14 protein-coding genes are annotated in these 14,608 nt (G+C 68.0%); 4 read left to right on the forward strand and 10 right to left on the reverse strand.

The window, feature by feature from the left end; genetic code table 11:
* Positions 1-69: 69 nt before the first annotated feature.
* Both BT264_RS23485 and BT264_RS23490 read right to left on the reverse strand, forming a co-directional pair.
* Positions 70-1,170: a saccharopine dehydrogenase family protein gene (locus BT264_RS23485; RefSeq protein WP_034181371.1), complete on the reverse strand. Its 1,101-nt coding sequence runs from the start codon at positions 1,168-1,170 to the stop codon at positions 70-72.
* A gap of 458 nt (positions 1,171-1,628) precedes the next feature.
* Positions 1,629-2,093: an Lrp/AsnC family transcriptional regulator gene (locus BT264_RS23490; RefSeq protein WP_006481526.1), complete on the reverse strand. Its 465-nt coding sequence runs from the start codon at positions 2,091-2,093 to the stop codon at positions 1,629-1,631.
* A 370-nt stretch (positions 2,094-2,463) separates the two neighbouring features.
* Here BT264_RS23490 and BT264_RS23495 point away from each other — a divergent pair, with 370 nt between their 5' ends.
* Together BT264_RS23495 and BT264_RS23500 are read left to right on the forward strand one after the other, a co-directional pair.
* A complete protein-coding gene (locus BT264_RS23495) occupies positions 2,464-3,015 on the forward strand; it encodes a Spy/CpxP family protein refolding chaperone (RefSeq protein ID WP_072441223.1) in 552 nt (183 codons plus the stop codon).
* Positions 3,016-3,146: 131 nt separating this feature from the next.
* Positions 3,147-3,578, forward strand: coding sequence for a PGDYG domain-containing protein (locus BT264_RS23500; protein WP_072441226.1), 432 nt, complete (start codon positions 3,147-3,149; stop codon positions 3,576-3,578).
* A gap of 32 nt (positions 3,579-3,610) precedes the next feature.
* Here BT264_RS23500 and BT264_RS23505 read toward each other — a convergent pair whose 3' ends face one another.
* From BT264_RS23505 to BT264_RS23540, 8 genes are all read right to left on the reverse strand, one after another.
* On the reverse strand, positions 3,611-3,973 hold the full coding sequence (locus BT264_RS23505; protein WP_034181369.1) for a DUF3022 domain-containing protein: 363 nt from the start codon (positions 3,971-3,973) through the stop codon (positions 3,611-3,613).
* A gap of 13 nt (positions 3,974-3,986) precedes the next feature.
* Positions 3,987-4,775 carry a YhfC family intramembrane metalloprotease gene (locus tag BT264_RS23510; RefSeq protein ID WP_072441229.1) on the reverse strand — a complete coding sequence of 263 codons (789 nt, stop codon included), beginning with the start codon at positions 4,773-4,775 and terminating at the stop codon, positions 3,987-3,989.
* A gap of 54 nt (positions 4,776-4,829) precedes the next feature.
* Positions 4,830-5,873, reverse strand: a complete 1,044-nt coding sequence (locus BT264_RS23515; RefSeq protein WP_072441232.1) for a LacI family DNA-binding transcriptional regulator — start codon at positions 5,871-5,873, stop codon at positions 4,830-4,832.
* A gap of 464 nt (positions 5,874-6,337) precedes the next feature.
* Positions 6,338-7,303 (reverse strand): NAD(P)-dependent oxidoreductase, encoded by a 966-nt coding sequence (locus BT264_RS23520; protein ID WP_072441417.1) that lies wholly within the window; start codon positions 7,301-7,303, stop codon positions 6,338-6,340.
* A gap of 5 nt (positions 7,304-7,308) precedes the next feature.
* Positions 7,309-8,589 (reverse strand): MFS transporter, encoded by a 1,281-nt coding sequence (locus BT264_RS23525; RefSeq protein WP_072441234.1) that lies wholly within the window; start codon positions 8,587-8,589, stop codon positions 7,309-7,311.
* 158 nt (positions 8,590-8,747) lie between these two features.
* A complete protein-coding gene (locus BT264_RS23530; protein ID WP_072441238.1) occupies positions 8,748-9,740 on the reverse strand; it encodes a sugar kinase in 993 nt (330 codons plus the stop codon).
* A 28-nt stretch (positions 9,741-9,768) separates the two neighbouring features.
* Entirely contained in the window at positions 9,769-10,533 is a 765-nt protein-coding gene (locus BT264_RS23535) for a xylose isomerase (protein WP_072441241.1), read from the reverse strand.
* A gap of 159 nt (positions 10,534-10,692) precedes the next feature.
* Positions 10,693-11,586 carry a LysR family transcriptional regulator gene (locus tag BT264_RS23540; protein WP_072441244.1) on the reverse strand — a complete coding sequence of 298 codons (894 nt, stop codon included), beginning with the start codon at positions 11,584-11,586 and terminating at the stop codon, positions 10,693-10,695.
* Between the two features lie 111 nt (positions 11,587-11,697).
* Between BT264_RS23540 and BT264_RS23545 the strand changes: the two genes are divergently transcribed.
* Both BT264_RS23545 and BT264_RS23555 read left to right on the forward strand, forming a co-directional pair.
* Positions 11,698-12,765, forward strand: coding sequence for a YeiH family protein (locus tag BT264_RS23545; protein WP_051983720.1), 1,068 nt, complete (start codon positions 11,698-11,700; stop codon positions 12,763-12,765).
* A gap of 103 nt (positions 12,766-12,868) precedes the next feature.
* Complete coding sequence (locus BT264_RS23555; RefSeq protein WP_204426370.1) at positions 12,869-14,602, forward strand: ClcB-like voltage-gated chloride channel protein; 1,734 nt, start codon at positions 12,869-12,871, stop codon at positions 14,600-14,602.
* Positions 14,603-14,608 lie beyond the last annotated feature (6 nt).

Raw genomic sequence — 14,608 nt, forward strand, 5'->3', positions numbered from 1 at the left:
AAAACAACGCCGGAAGCGCTGCTGCGCTCCCGGCGTCGTACGGCCCTCGTGCCTGAAACTGGCGGGTGGTCAGGCCACCGCGTGCACGCGCTCCATCGTGCCGCCTTCGTACAGCTTGCCGAAGCGGTTCGACAGGAACGCCTTCAGCGACACCTTTTCCTGCGGGATGAAACCGCTCTGCGGCAGCTTCTTCTCGCGGAACAGATCCAGCACCGCGCACATCGCGCCGGCCGTCGTGATCTGGATCGCGCTCATGTGCATCCCGCACACGTCCTTTGCGAAGATCTTGCGCGTGAACACGTCCTGCACGAGCTGGCCGTCCTTCACGCCCGTCACCGTGACGAACACGAGCACGACGTCCTGCTTCGTCGACGGCACCGCGCGGCGCATGATCGACTTCAGCGTGTCGCGGTCGGTCGACAGGCGCAGGTCCTCGAGCAGGAACTGGACGAGCTCGCGGTGGCCCGGGTAGCGCACCGACTTGTAGTCGAGCGTCTCGACCTTGCCCGACAGCGTCTCGCACAGCGTGCCCAGGCCGCCCGACGTGTTGAACGCTTCGTATTCGGTGCCGTCGAGCGAGAAGTGCTCGAGGCCTTCGAGCGGCTGCACCCACTGCTTGCGGCCGTCGCGGATCGCTTCGCACGGCTGGCAGTACTCGTTGATCAGGCCGTCGACGCTCCACGTCAGGTTGTACTTCAGCGCGTTGGTCGGATACTCGGGCAGCGCGCCGACGCGCATCTTCACGTCGCGCACTTCGCTGAAGCCGTTCACGAGTTCATGCGCGGCGATGCCGATGAAGCCCGGCGCGAGGCCGCATTGCGGCATGAACGCACGGTCCGAACCGTCGGCCAGTTCGCGGATCGCGTGGGTCGCGCGCACGTCTTCGGTCAGGTCGAAGTAATGGACGCCGGCAGCCTTCGCGGCGGCGGCGACGTTGACCGCGAGGTAATAAGGCAGCGCGTTGACGAGCGCATCGAAGCCCTTCACTGCTTCGCGAATCGCGTTCGCGTCGGCTGAATCGACCCGTTGCGTCGCGATGCCTTCGCGCGACAGCTTTGCGAGCGCATCCGCATCGCGGTCGAACGCGACGACTTCGTAGTCGCCCGTTTCACGCAGCATGTGAGCAATGGTGTGGCCGATCAGACCTGCGCCGACGATGGCGATTTTCATGCGCTTATCTCCTGATGATGGGTTGGTGTTGTGGACGGCGTTGAGCCATGAACACAGTTTAGGGACGCGCAAAATCAGTTCCAAGACGAAGAATGATGCGAAACGACCGATTATTTCGACGAAATAACGAGTCATTTCGTCTAAACGACCAAATCATCTAAAAATCGCGTATAGCTCGTGCCGCAAGCGGACCGTTACGGCCTGCGTTCTCGAAGGCGGAAAAGAAGGAGGAACGACGCGCGCGCTCGTCATGTGCGGAAGTGCGCAAGAGAATGCGGCATGGATGCGTCGAACGACGCGTGGAAACGGCCGTCCGTGCCCCTGCGGAACATCGGGCACGGCGGTTCAACTATGTGGAGGCTCGTGCCCTCGGCGCGCACGAATGCGCTCGCGGATCAGGCAGATATCCGTGCGGAATACTCGACTGCGACATCAAATGCGATGTCGCGAGGTGTGCATCAGCCGCCGATCGTCCCGCGATCGATCTTGCGCGAAAGAATGATCGACGTCGTCGTGCGTTCGACGCCTTCGAGCGTGCCGATCTGGTCGAGCAGGTCGTTGAGGCGTTCGGGCGAATCGGCGCGCAGCCACGCGACGTAGTCGTACTCGCCGCTCACCGCGCACAGCAACTGCACTTCGGGCATCCGGTCGAGCTTGCGCAACACATCCTTGCCGAACTTCGGCGTGAGGATGATGCCGACATACGCGTAAATGCTCGCGTCGAGCACGTCCTGCCCGAGCCGGACGCTATAGCCGGCGATCACGTTGGTGCGTTCGAGCCGTGCGATGCGTGCGACGACCGTCGTGCGCGCGACGTCGAGCTGGCGCGCGAGATCCGCGACACTTGCGCGCGCATCGGCTTGCAGCAGCGCGACGAGCTGCCGGTCGAGATCGTCGAGTTGGTCGAGACGGGGTGGACGCATGAGGCCGGGCCGGCGTGCGACGCGCCGGCTAAGTGGAAGGTGACGCGATGATAGCGCCGAACGCCGGTGCGCCCAAACGGCATCGCGCGCCGTCATGCGGTCTCGCTGCCTTGTTCGTGCACAACGACCGCATCCGGATCGCGCTTGCCGCTCACTTGCCGAGCCCGTCGCCGGTACGTGCCGGACCATCGCCAGCCCCGCACCGACCCGCTATGTCCCTTTCAATTTCGATTCGTATCGGATGTAAGCAAGTGTCGCTTTCGCTGCCGCGCTGCACACAACGTGCTACTAATAATGTGCGACGCGAGATGCGTGCTTGCGGCAATTGCCGCCGCGCCCGCTCGCAAGACACCACCCCGGAGAGCCAACCATGAAGAAGATCTCGCTCACCCTCGCTACGCTCGCCGTTGCAGCCAGCGCGTTCGCGCAAACCCCGGCGCAGCCTCAAGCGCCCGCTCCGGCCACGACGGCTGCGGCCGCAGCATCGGCCCCGAGCGCCGAGCAGCGCGCGGCACGCCACGAAGCGCGCGTCGAGCAGCGCATCAAGTATCTGCACGACCAGTTGAAGATCACGTCGGCGCAGGAACCGCAATGGAAGACGTTCGCCGACACGATGCGTGACAACGGCGAAACGATGGGCCGCCTCTATCGCGACCGGATGGCCAAGCACGACGTCTCCGCGCTCGACGACATGAAGCAGTATGCGGAATTGTCGCAGGCGAACGCCGACGGCGCGAAGAAGCTCTCCGACGCATTCGCGCCGCTCTACGCGAGCTTCCCGGCCGAGCAGAAGGCGCTGGCCGACACGACGTTCCGCAGCTGGCTGAACCACGGCGGCGAGCACCGCGGCAAGGGCAAGACGAAGGGCAAGGAAGGCAAGGCGGCAGCCGCGCCGGCCGCAAGCGCACCCGCGCAACCCTGACGTCCTCCCTGCCGGCGCCGCGCTGCCCGTTACGGGCCGAACGGCGCCGCGCGTCCTGCCGGCGATCGGCGCGCGCCACACGGCGCGCCAAATTCGGGATAAGCTCCCGGCTTTTCCCGCACTTCCTCGCCATGCTCGAACTCAAGCACATCGATCTGCGTACCGACCCGCAGGCCCGTCGCGTCGTCAAGGACGAAACCGTCGCCGTTTCATTCGCACACGCCGACGGCGAACTGATGAGCCTCGAAGGCCCGAACCGCTATGTCGCGGGCGACGCGCTGATCACGGGCTCGACCGGCGACCGCTGGGTCGTATCGCGCGCGCGCTTCGACGCCAAATACCTGCCCGCCGATCCGGCACTCGCGCACGGCGCGCCGGGCGCCTACCGGAACCGGCCGGCCGTCGTGCTCGCACGCAGGATGGACGAGCCGTTTACGATCGCCCGCTCGGAAAACGGCGACACGCTGCGCGGCGTCGCCGGCGACTGGGTCATGCAGTATGCACCCGGCGATTACGGCGTCGTGCAGGCGCAGCGCTTCGCGCAGGTCTACCGCGACGCGTAATCCGCCGCGCCGGCATGAAGCCGGCTGCACGCTCACGCAAAGTCTTCGTCGAGTTCGAGTTCCGCGCTGCGCTCGACGGCCTCGCCGGCCGCGTGGCGCTCCTCGAGCGACCCGAGCATCGCTTCCGTATAGGCATGCAGCACCGCATGGCTGCGCGCGCGCTGCATCGGCTTGAGCGCGAGATAACGCGCGAGCGCGGCCGGCACGATGCGGATATCGAGCGTCATCCGCTTCGGCGTCGCGCCGAAACGCATCGCGAGCCAGTGCACGGACAGGAACCGCCCGCGCTCGTCGCTGCTTTCGGCGAAGCGCGTCTGCTCCGGAAAGAGATCGCAGATCACGCGCGCGAGCGCGTCGAATTCGGCGCTCCGGCATTCGATCAGATAGTCGTCCATCCCGTCTCTCCCGTCAGGCAGCCGTACGCGGCGGCCGGCACGTCTTCACCATCACGACGACCAGGATCGCCGCCAGCACGAAATACGCGGCCTCGACCCATGCGGCCGGCAGCACGCGCACCTGGTACAGCAGCGCCGGCGCCGCGGCGAGCGCATGCAGCACGATCGCGAGCGGCAACACGCCCGCACGGCCGGCGCGCACGCCGCGCCAGACCAGCACCGACAGCGCAAGCTGCAGCACGAACGCCGCGCAGCGTTCGAGCAGCAACAGCAGGATCGACTGCACCGACAGCGTCGCGAGCATCACGTGCAGCCGCACGACGGTATCGCCCGGCAGGTCGGAAAGCTGCGTCTCGAGCTGGCCGCGGCTTGCCAGCCACGCGAGATACGACCACTGGCCCCATACGAGCACGCCGACGAACCACGCTTCGGCGCCGCCGTGGCCGATCCCGTAGCCGATCGCGCGACCGTCGCCGGTCGACGTGCCGTAGCGCCGGTTCAGGAAACGCATCCCGAGATAACGGCCGACTTCCTCGAATACGGCGGTCGCGAGCGCGCTGTACGCGACGAACGCGAGCGGCTGCGTCAGCCAGCCATCCGCCGGCGTCTGGCTCAGCACGAGCCCGTGGAACGCGCGTTCGACGATCATCGCGAACAGCGTGAAGACGGCGACGCCGACGATCGTGTCGCGGCGGTTGAGCGCAAGCGGCTTGCGCAGGATACGGAAGAGGACGAGCGGCAGCAGCGCGATGATCAGCGTGGCGGCGATCAGCACCGCCAGCGTGACGGGAGCGACAGTCATGTATTTCCTTGTTCGGGGCAGCGCACCTGACGCGCTGCGTGCCCCGCATGATACTCAGCTTGCGGTCGACGCGCGCGCAATCAGCTCGCCCGGCAGCATCGCGACGCGCACGTCGCCCGCTGCGCCGTCGATCCGCTCGTGCACGAATTCGACGGCCTTGTAGCCGATTTCGTAGGTCGGCTGACGGATCGTCGTGATGCCGATCAGCTCGGCCCATTCCGGATCGTCGATCGACAGCAGCGCGGCCTTCTGCTGCCACGCGGCGCCGAAACGCGCGCGCAGGTGGCGCGCGATCGCGAGCGCGACCGGCGCGTTCGCGGCGAACAGCGCCGCGCGCACGCCGCGCCGCGTTGCGTCGTCGATGCGCGTATCGAGGTCGGCGAGTGCCGCCGCGGCCGCGTCGGGCTCGTTCAGGTCGAGCACGACCGTCGACGGCACCGGCAGCCCGCGCGCGCCCAGCGCCGCGCGGAACGCTGCCTCGCGCAGGCGCCGCGAGCTGACGTGCTCGAACGGCTGCACGACGAAATGGATCGCGTCGAAGCCGTGCTCGATCAGGTGCGCGACCGCCGTCTCGATCGCATCGGCGTTGTCGAGGCCGATCAGGTCGGCCTCGAAACCCTCGACGGTCCGGTCGACGAGCACGGCCGGGATGCCGGCGCCGCGCAGCGGGCGCAGCACGTCCTCTTCGGCGCCGAGTGCGTTGACGATCAGCCCTTCGACACGGTAGGTCGTGAGCAGCTGCAGGAAGCGGCGCTCCATCTCGACCTCGTTCGCCGCGTGACAGATGAGCGGCATGTAGCCGAGCGCATGGCACGCAGCCTCGACGCCCTGCAGCACTTCGACGGTATAAGGATTGGTCAGGTCGGCCGCGAGCATGCCGAGCAGCCGGTTGCGGCCGCGCTTGAGCCCGCGCGCCATCTGGTTCGGCCGGTAGTTGAGGCGCGCGATCGCGGCCTCGATCCGCTGACGCAGATCGACGGACAGCACGTGCGTCTCGCCGTTCAGGTAGCGCGAAACGCTGGTCTTGCCCGTGCCGGCCTCGCGTGCGACATCGCTGATCGTCGCCGGACGCGGCGTGGAAGGTTGCGAATCGGTCACTGTCGTGCCTCACGACGTATGATCCGCGCCGCTTCGTGGGCAGACGGACCTTTGTTGTTGGAAACGTAAGCCACCCGGCGGACTCCTCTGTCGACCAGCGTTAGCGCTTTAGCGCTTACGCTGGTCCCATGCTTCGCGGTCGACCAGCGTCAGCCCTTCAGCGCTTACGCTCGTCCCATGCTTCGCGGTCGACCAGCGTCAGCCCTTCAGCGCTTACGTTGATCCCATGCGTCGCGGTCGATCGGCGCCGGCGCATCGGCGCCCGCTCCAGTCACGTGCAAAAGCAGTCGGCCGCACCGGACCTGGCGCGGATGCCCGTCGCCGAACGCCGCCGGCAGCGTTGCCGGGCCGTCGATGCGACAAGCGGGCGATCATAACGCAGCCAGCCCTCCGGCACCAAGACCGTCGACTCTAACGGCGCCGGCGCCCCGCCGGCCGGCTGTCTTCCCGTTACCCGGCGCGGCTCAGGCTCGCGCGAGCGCGTCCGGATTGACGAGATTCGCGCGCAGCGTGCCGGCCAGCGCGCCGACCAGGTTTTCCGCGGCGCAGCGCGCCATTGCGTGGCGCGTCTCGTGCGTCGCCGAGCCGATATGCGGCAGCGCGACGACATTCTTCATCTGCAACAGCGGCGAATCCGCCGGCAGCGGCTCCTTCTCGAATACGTCGAGCCCCGCGCCATGGATCGTGCCCGCGCGCAGCGCGTCGACCAGCGCGGCTTCGTCGACGACGGGCCCGCGTGACGCATTGATCAGGATCGCGCTGCGTTTCATCTTCGCGAATTCGGCCGCGCCGATCAGGTGGTGCGTTTCCGGCGACAGCGGCACCTGCACGCACACGAAATCCGACTGCGCGAGCAGTTCGTCGAGCGTCACGCGCCGCGCGCCGTACTGCGTCTCGGCTTCGGCATGCGCGGACCGGTTCGCGTACAGCACCTGCATCCGGAAGCCGAGCGCCGCGCGGCGCGCGACCGCGCCGCCGATCCGTCCGAGCCCGACGACGCCGAGCGTCTTGCCCTGCACGTCGGTGCCGTACAGGTCCGGGCCGATGCTGCGATGCCAGTGGCCGGCCTTCACCCACTCGGCCAGCTCGACCACGCGCCGCGCGGACGCCAGGATCAGCGAAAACACCGTATCGGCGGTCGACTCGGTCAGCACGTCCGGCGTATGTGCGAGCACGATCCCGCGCCGCGTGAGATCCGCGACGTCGAAGTTGTCGTAGCCGACCGAGATCGTCGACCAGGCCTTCAGCCGCGGTGCGCGATCGAGCATCTGCGGCGTGACCTTCAGGCTCGCGCCGATCGCGCCGTCCGCGCTGCCGAGCGCATCGGCGAGCGCGTCGGCGCCGTCGGCCTGCACGACGTCCGCATGCTCGCGCAGGTACGCGAGAACGTCATCGGGCAGCGGCTTGTAGGCGACGATACGAGGCTTCATCGGTTTCATTTTCCTTGCAGCGGCGCCGCGAGCGGATGCGCATCGCGCGCCTGGGGTTTGACGGACAGCGTGAGGATCACCGCGGCGACGAGCGCGGCGCTCATGAACGCGTACGACGCGACGGGCGAGCCGGTCGCGCCGTTCAGGTAGCCGACGAAGTACGAACCGACGAACGAACCGAGCGCGCCCATGCTGTTGATCAGCGCCATCGCGCCGCCGGCCACGTTCTTCGGCAGCAGCTCCGGCACGATCGCGAAGAACGGGCCGTACGGCGCGTACATTGCGGCGCCCGCGACGACCAGCAGCGCATACGAGATCCAGAAATGCGACGAGCCGAGCGCGTACGACGCGGCGAACGCGGCCGCGCCGATCAGCAGGAACGGCCATACGAAGCCGCGGCGCGAGCCGACCTTGTCGGACGCCCACGATGCGGCAAGCATCGCGATCGTCGCCGCGAGATACGGCAGCGCGGACAGCCAGCCGGTCGCGACCATCCCGAGCTCGGAGCCGTTCTTGACGATCGACGGCAGCCACAGCACGAAGCCGTACACGCCGATGCTCCAGCAGAAATACTGTGCGCACAGCTTGATCACGGCCGGCGAGCGGAACGCCTCGCCATAGTTGCGCACGGGTTTGATCGCCGCCTGCTCGGCTGCGAGCGCTGCGTCGAGGTCGCGCTTTTCCTGCGCGGTGAGCCACGGCGAATCGGCCGGCTTGTCCTGCACGAGGAACCACCAGCACACGGCCCAGAGGACGGCCGGCACGCCTTCGGCGATGAACATGTGGCGCCAGCCGAATTCGTGCACGAGATAGCCCGACACGATCGACATCCACAGCACGGTGACCGGATTGCCGAGGATCAGGAACGTGTTCGCGCGCGAGCGTTCGTTCTTCGTGAACCAGTTGCTGATGTAGATCAGCATCGCCGGCATCACGGCCGCCTCGACGACGCCGAGCACGAAGCGGATCGCCATCAGCGACGGGATGTTGCTGACCACGCCGGTGAGCGCCGCGCAGCCGCCCCACAGCACGAGGCTGACGAACACGAGCTTCTTCACGCTGCGGCGCTCCGCATAGATCGCACCGGGGATCTGGAAGAAGAAATAGCCGAGGAAGAACAGCGCGCCGATCAGCGACGACAGGCCCTTGCCGATCGCGAGATCCTGGTTGATGCCGGCCGCCGCCGCGAACCCGTAGTTCGCGCGGTCGAGGTAGGCGAGGCTGTACGTGATGAACACGATCGGCATGATCGTCCACCAGCGTCGGGCTGCGAGATTGGTTGCCATCAGAATGTCTCCTTTGTTGACCGGGCTGACGCTTCAGCGCTTCGCGGCCGAAGCCGGTGCTTCCGCACCGCTCCGGTCGCCTGCTTTGCCGTCCGGTCTCACGCAAAGCGGTGCTTGACGCACGAAATGGATCCGCGGATTGTGCCGTGTCCGGCCTCTCATTGCGCGGTGACGGTTTCCTCTAAGCGATCGGCGCGATTGCTGACATTTTCGAGCCGGTCGAGTGCTTCGCGCGTCGGCAAGCCTTCCGAATCGCCAATCACCTGGATCGCGAGCGCGCCGATCCGGTTGCCGCGCGCGACGGCCTGTTCGACGCTGCGGCCTTCCAGCAGCGCGCTGACCACACCGACCGCGAAGCCGTCGCCGGCGCCTACCGTGTCGACGACGCGTTCGACGCGCTCGCCCGCGACCGTGCCTTCGCGGCCGTCGGCCGTCCGGAAGTACGCGCCTTGCTCGCCGAGCTTGATCACGACACCGCGCGCGCCCTGCGCGAGATAGAAGCCCGCGATGTCGGCCGGCGTGTCGTGCCCGGTGAGCTGCCGCCCTTCGGCGAGGCCCGGCAGCACCCAGTCGGCGAGCGTCGCGAGCGCATTCAGCGTCTTCGCCATCACGTCCGCGGACGGCCACAGCGTCGGGCGCAGGTTCGGGTCGAACGAGATCGTCTTGCCGGCCGCGCGCATCTCGCGCGCGAGCCGGAACGCGAGCTCGCACGACGTCGCGGAGATCGCCGGCGCGACACCCGTCAGATGCAGGTGGCGCGCACCGAGCACATAGTCGGCCACGTAGTCGTCGCACGACAGGTGGCTTGCGGCCGAGCCCTTGCGGAAATATTCGACGGTCGGGTCGCTGCCGTCGTCGTTGCGCGACTTCAGCTGGAAACCGGTCGGGTAACGCGGATCGACGGTCACGCATGATGCGTCGATGCCTTCGCGTGCGAGTGTGTCGAGCACGTAGCCGCCGAACGAATCGCGGCCGATGCGGCTCATCCAGCCGACCCGGAAGCCGAGCCGCGACAGGCCGATCGCGACGTTCAGGTCGGCGCCCGCGATCCGCTTCGTGAATTGCGCCGCATGCGCGAGATGGCCGGGCTCGGTCGCGACGAACATCGCCATCGCCTCACCGTAGGTCACGACATCGAGTGCTGCTTTCATGAGTGAACTCCTCAGGATTCTTCTGCCGTCACGCCGTTGCAAGCCACGCGACGCGCCGGCGTGCATCGCCCGCCAGGTCGGCCGCGTCGAACGGAAACTCGATGCCGCGCGGCGCATGCAGCGGCAGCGCCGCGAGCACGCCGGTCACGAGCGGGTCGTTCGGCGCCGGCGCGGCCGCGAAACGGCGCGCGCCCTCGCCGGCGACCGCCTTGCAATGAATGTATTCCACATGCGGCGCGAGCATCTGCGCGCAGTCGAGCGGCGCTTCGCCCGGCCACTGCCAGTTGCCGATGTCGAACGTCATCCCGAGCGCATCGGGCATGCCCGCCGCGGCCAGCGCATCGAACAGCCCGCGGAACTGCGCGAGCGCGCCGCCGACCGGAAGCTGGCCGTTCTCGACCACCACACGGGCACGCGCGCCGCGCGACAGCGCGACGATGTCGGCCGCATGCGCATCGCCGGCGAAGCCGCCGAGCTGGAATTTCACGAAACGCGCGCCGAGCGCGTCGGCTTCCGCGAGCGCGTCGCGCAATGCGTCGGCGTCGAGCGCGCCCGTTTCCGTGTACAGCGTGGCCGGCGTCGAATAGACCGACCACAGCCCGTGGCCGGCCAGTTGCGCGCCGAGCGCGGCCAGCGCGCCGGGCGTCGCGTCGTCGTCCGACGCGAACAGCTCGCGCCTCACCTCGAAGCCCGTCGCACCGGATGCCGCCGCAGTCGCGACGAATGCGCCGTGGCCCTCCTGGCGCACACGGTCCATCCCGAATGCGCTCGCCACGATCACGATGTCTGCCATTTTGCCCTTTTTACCGGAATGGAACCGGTTCCATTTGCTTGAGACGGATGGTGCGCTTCGCTTCGGACACACGCCATAGAGGAAATCCCTAAGACCGGATGTCACGTTAACGCGCGCCCGACGGCGTGCAGCGTGTGGCCCCGGATCGGCTTCGGCCGCCTATGCGAGATCCTGCGCGAGACTCATTTCGAGGAACTGCGCGGCGACCCGCGACGGCGCGCCGCCATGCGGCACGAGAATCGAGAAATGACGCGTGAGCGGCGCGGGCGCGAGCGAGCGCAACACGAGCGCCGCATCCTGGTGACGCAGCGACATCGCGGACACGAACCCGACGCCCATCCCGGCACGCACGGCCTCCTTCACCGCCTCGACGCCCGCGATCTCGAACGCCACGCGCATCGGCGCGCCGCCATGCGCGAACGCACGCTCGACGAGCTGCCGCACGCCGGAGCCCTCCTCGCGCAGCACGAGCGGATGCGCGGCGAGCGCGTCAAGCGTCACGCCCGCATCGTAGCCGGGCTCGGCCAGCGGATGGCCGGCCGGCACGATCGCGACGATCTCGTCCTCGTGCCACGCATGCACGGCCGTGCCGGGCGGCAGCGCCTCGCCGGGCGGCCCTTCGATCATCGCGATGTCGAGCGACGGCAGCGCGGCGACCACGTCGGCCGTATTGCCGCTCATCGTCTGGATCGTCACGCGCGGCGCACGCGACTGGAACGCCGCGATCAGGTACGGCAGCAGATAGCTCGCCGGCGTCGTGCTCGCGCCGATCCGCAGCGTGCCGGCCTCGAGGCCGCGCACCGCGTCGCGAAACGCGCGCGCCTGCGCGAACGTGTCGCGCTGCGCCTTCGCGTATTGCGCGAGCTGTTCGCCGACCGGCGTCAGCCGGATGCCGCGGCCGTCGCGCTGGTACAGCGGCTCGCCGAATTCGTCCTGCAGCAGCCGCAACTGGCCCGACACGGCCGGCTGCGACAGATGCAGCGCCACGGCGGCACGGCTGATGTTCAGGTGCTCGGCGACGGCCGCGAACGTTATCAGTTGATCCGGGGTCATGGGGATGAATTATCGGCTTTCCGGATAGTTTACGTCACAAATCACAATTTTTCATATCGATATAACAAAATTAGGATTACAGCATCGCAACACGCTCAATTACGGTGCTCCATGTCCACTGCCCCGACTCCCCATCTCAGCCACGCCGCGCCGTCGATGCGCGGCCAGTTGAACGGCGTGCTGTTCGTCGCGCTGTTCGCCGCCGCCGTCACGAGCCTGTCCGAGCTCCCCGCGATCGCGGGGCTCGGCCTGTCGCCGCTGATCGTCGGCATCGTCGCCGGCGCGCTGTACGGCAATGCGCTGCGCGACGGCATGCCGGCCAGCTGGGCAGCCGGCGTCAATTTCTCCGCGCGCAAGCTGCTGCGCATCGCGGTCGCGTTCTTCGGGTTGCGCGTGAGCCTGCAGGAAATCGCGCAGGTCGGCCTGCCGGGCCTGACGGTCTCGGTGCTGGTCGTCGTCAGCACGCTCGTGATCGGCACCTGGGCCGGCATGAAGCTGATGAAGCTCGACCGCGACGCGGCGCTGCTGACCGCCGCCGGCAGCGCGATCTGCGGCGCGGCCGCCGTGCTCGCGTTCGAGTCGACGCTGCAGTCGAAGCCGCACCAGAGCGCGATGGCCGTGGGCAGCGTCGTGCTGTTCGGCACGCTGTCGATGTTCCTGTACCCGATCGCGTATCACGCCGGGCTGCTGAACCTCGATCCGGCCGGCCTCGGCCTGTTCTTCGGCGGCACGATCCACGAGGTCGCGCAGGTGGTCGGCGCAGCCAGCGACATCAGCCCGCAGGTCGCGCACATCGCGACGATCGTCAAGATGACGCGCGTGATGCTGCTGGTCCCGGTGCTGCTCGTGCTCGGCTGGTGGCTCGCCCGCTCGGCCCGCGCGACGGCCGGCGGTGCGCAAGGCAAGCGCAAGGTGGCCGTGCCCTGGTTCGCGCTCGGCTTCCTCGGCTTCGTGATCGTCAATTCGCTGAACGTGCTGCCCACCGACGTCACGCATACGCTGAACGTGCTCGACACCTTCGCGCTGACGATGGCGATGACTGCGCTCGGCATCGAGACGCGCGTATCGCAGATCCGCGCAGCCGGCCCCCGTGCACTGGTAACCGGCCTGATCCTGTACGTGTGGCTGATCGCCGGCGGCTACGGGATCACCTGGGCCGTGCAGCACTGGCTTGGCTGAGCCGCCCGTCCGCAACACTTCGCGCGCCGCGCCCGACGGGATGGTCCCGCGGGCGCGGCGCGGTGCTATGCTTCGCGTCGTTTTCCATCGCCCCCTTTCAGCCGTGCTCTCGTTCCTGCTGAAGCTGCGCACTCGCGCCGAAACGCTGTTCCGCCTGTCGGACGCCCATACGATGCTGATCTGGTCGGCCATCGTCGGCGTCGGCGGCGCCTTCGCCACCATGGCGTTCCGCGAAGGCATCGACCTGATGCAGCGCCTGATCTCCGGGCACAGCGGCAGCTTCGTCCAGATGGCGAAGAGCCTGCCGTGGTACGTGCGGTTCTGGATGCCGGCCGCGGGCGGCTTCCTGGCCGGCTGCGTGCTGCTGCTCGCGACGCGCGGCGACAAGCCGTCCGGCAAGACCGACTATATGGAATCCGTCGCGCTCGGCAACGGCATCGTGCCCGTGCGGCAGAGCCTGTGGCGCAGCGTGTCGTCGCTGTTGACGATCGGCAGCGGCGGCTCGATCGGCCGCGAAGGCCCGATGGTGCAGCTCGCGGCGCTTGCCGCGTCGCTCGTCGGCCGCTTCGTGCACTTCGACCCGCCGCGCCTGCGCCTGCTGGTCGCGTGCGGGGCAGCGGCCGGCATCACGTCCGCGTACAACGCGCCGATCGCAGGCGCGTTCTTCGTGTCGGAGATCGTGCTCGGCACGATCGCGATGGAGAGCTTCGGGCCGATGGTCGTCGCGTCGGTCGTCGCGAACATCGTGATGCGCGAATTCGCCGGCTACCGGCCGCCGTACGAAATGCCGGTGTTTCCGGCCGTCACGGGCGCCGAGGTGCTGCTGTTCGTCGTGCTCGGCGCGCTGTGCGGCGTGCTCGCGCCGCAGTTCCTGCACCTGCTCGACGCGTCGAAGAACCAGTTCAAGCGGCTGCCCGTGCCGCTGCCCCTGCGGCTCGCGCTCGGCGGCCTCGTCGTCGGCGTGATCTCGGTGTGGATTCCGGACGTATGGGGCAACGGCTACAGCGTCGTGAACCACATCCTTCATTCGCCGTGGACCTGGCAGGCGCTCGTCGCGGTACTCGTGTTCAAGGTGATCGCGACCGCCGCGACCGCCGGCTCGGGCGCGATCGGCGGCGTCTTCACGCCGACGCTGTTCGTCGGCGCGGTGTTCGGCTCGCTGTTCGGGCTCGCGATGCAAGCGCTGTGGCCCGGCCATACGTCGGCGTATTTCGCGTATGCGATCGTCGGGATGGGCGCGTTCATGGCGGGCGCCACGCAGGCGCCGCTGATGGCGATCCTGATGATCTTCGAGATGACGTTGAGCTATCAGGTCGTGCTGCCGCTGCTGGTGTCGTGCGTGTTCGCGTATTTCGTCGCACGCGCGACGGGCACGACGTCGATGTACGAGATCACGCTGCACCACTACCAGGACGCGCAGGAACGGCTGCGGCTGCGCACCACGCAGATGCGCGAGCTGATCCAGCCCGCGCAGACGGTCGTGCCGCTCACCGCGAGCGTCGCCGACATGACGCGCGTGTTTCTCGAATATCCGGTGAAGTATCTGTACGTGACCGACGACGCCGGGCGCTTCCGCGGCGCGGTCGCGCTGAAGGACATCACGTCCGACCTGCTCGACAAGCGCGACACGTCCGACAAGACGGCCGCGCATTACGCGCATACGCCGTTTCCGCTCCTCACGCCCGACATGCCGCTCGCGACGGCGCTCGAACGCTTCATGGCGTTCCAGGGCGAACGGCTGCCGGTGATCGAAAGCGAAGCCGAGCCGACGCTCGCGGGCGTCGTCTACAAGACGTCGCTGCTCGACGCGTACCGGCGGATGACCGGCGAGCGCTGACGCGCA

It is taken from the genome of Burkholderia sp. NFPP32, from assembly GCF_900119325.1.
Lineage (GTDB): Bacteria > Pseudomonadota > Gammaproteobacteria > Burkholderiales > Burkholderiaceae > Burkholderia > Burkholderia pyrrocinia_C.

Coding starts and splice junctions, on each gene's coding strand:
- BT264_RS23495 (WP_072441223.1), top strand. CDS start 2,464: ATGAAGAAGATCTCGCTCACCCTCGCTACGCTCGCCGTTGCAGCCAGC.
- BT264_RS23535 (WP_072441241.1), bottom strand. CDS start 10,533: ATGGCAGACATCGTGATCGTGGCGAGCGCATTCGGGATGGACCGTGTG.
- BT264_RS23505 (WP_034181369.1), bottom strand. CDS start 3,973: ATGGACGACTATCTGATCGAATGCCGGAGCGCCGAATTCGACGCGCTC.
- BT264_RS23510 (WP_072441229.1), bottom strand. CDS start 4,775: ATGACTGTCGCTCCCGTCACGCTGGCGGTGCTGATCGCCGCCACGCTG.
- BT264_RS23530 (WP_072441238.1), bottom strand. CDS start 9,740: ATGAAAGCAGCACTCGATGTCGTGACCTACGGTGAGGCGATGGCGATG.
- BT264_RS23490 (WP_006481526.1), bottom strand. CDS start 2,093: ATGCGTCCACCCCGTCTCGACCAACTCGACGATCTCGACCGGCAGCTC.
- BT264_RS23525 (WP_072441234.1), bottom strand. CDS start 8,589: ATGGCAACCAATCTCGCAGCCCGACGCTGGTGGACGATCATGCCGATC.
- BT264_RS23545 (WP_051983720.1), top strand. CDS start 11,698: ATGTCCACTGCCCCGACTCCCCATCTCAGCCACGCCGCGCCGTCGATG.
- BT264_RS23485 (WP_034181371.1), bottom strand. CDS start 1,170: ATGAAAATCGCCATCGTCGGCGCAGGTCTGATCGGCCACACCATTGCT.
- BT264_RS23520 (WP_072441417.1), bottom strand. CDS start 7,303: ATGAAGCCTCGTATCGTCGCCTACAAGCCGCTGCCCGATGACGTTCTC.
- BT264_RS23500 (WP_072441226.1), top strand. CDS start 3,147: ATGCTCGAACTCAAGCACATCGATCTGCGTACCGACCCGCAGGCCCGT.
- BT264_RS23540 (WP_072441244.1), bottom strand. CDS start 11,586: ATGACCCCGGATCAACTGATAACGTTCGCGGCCGTCGCCGAGCACCTG.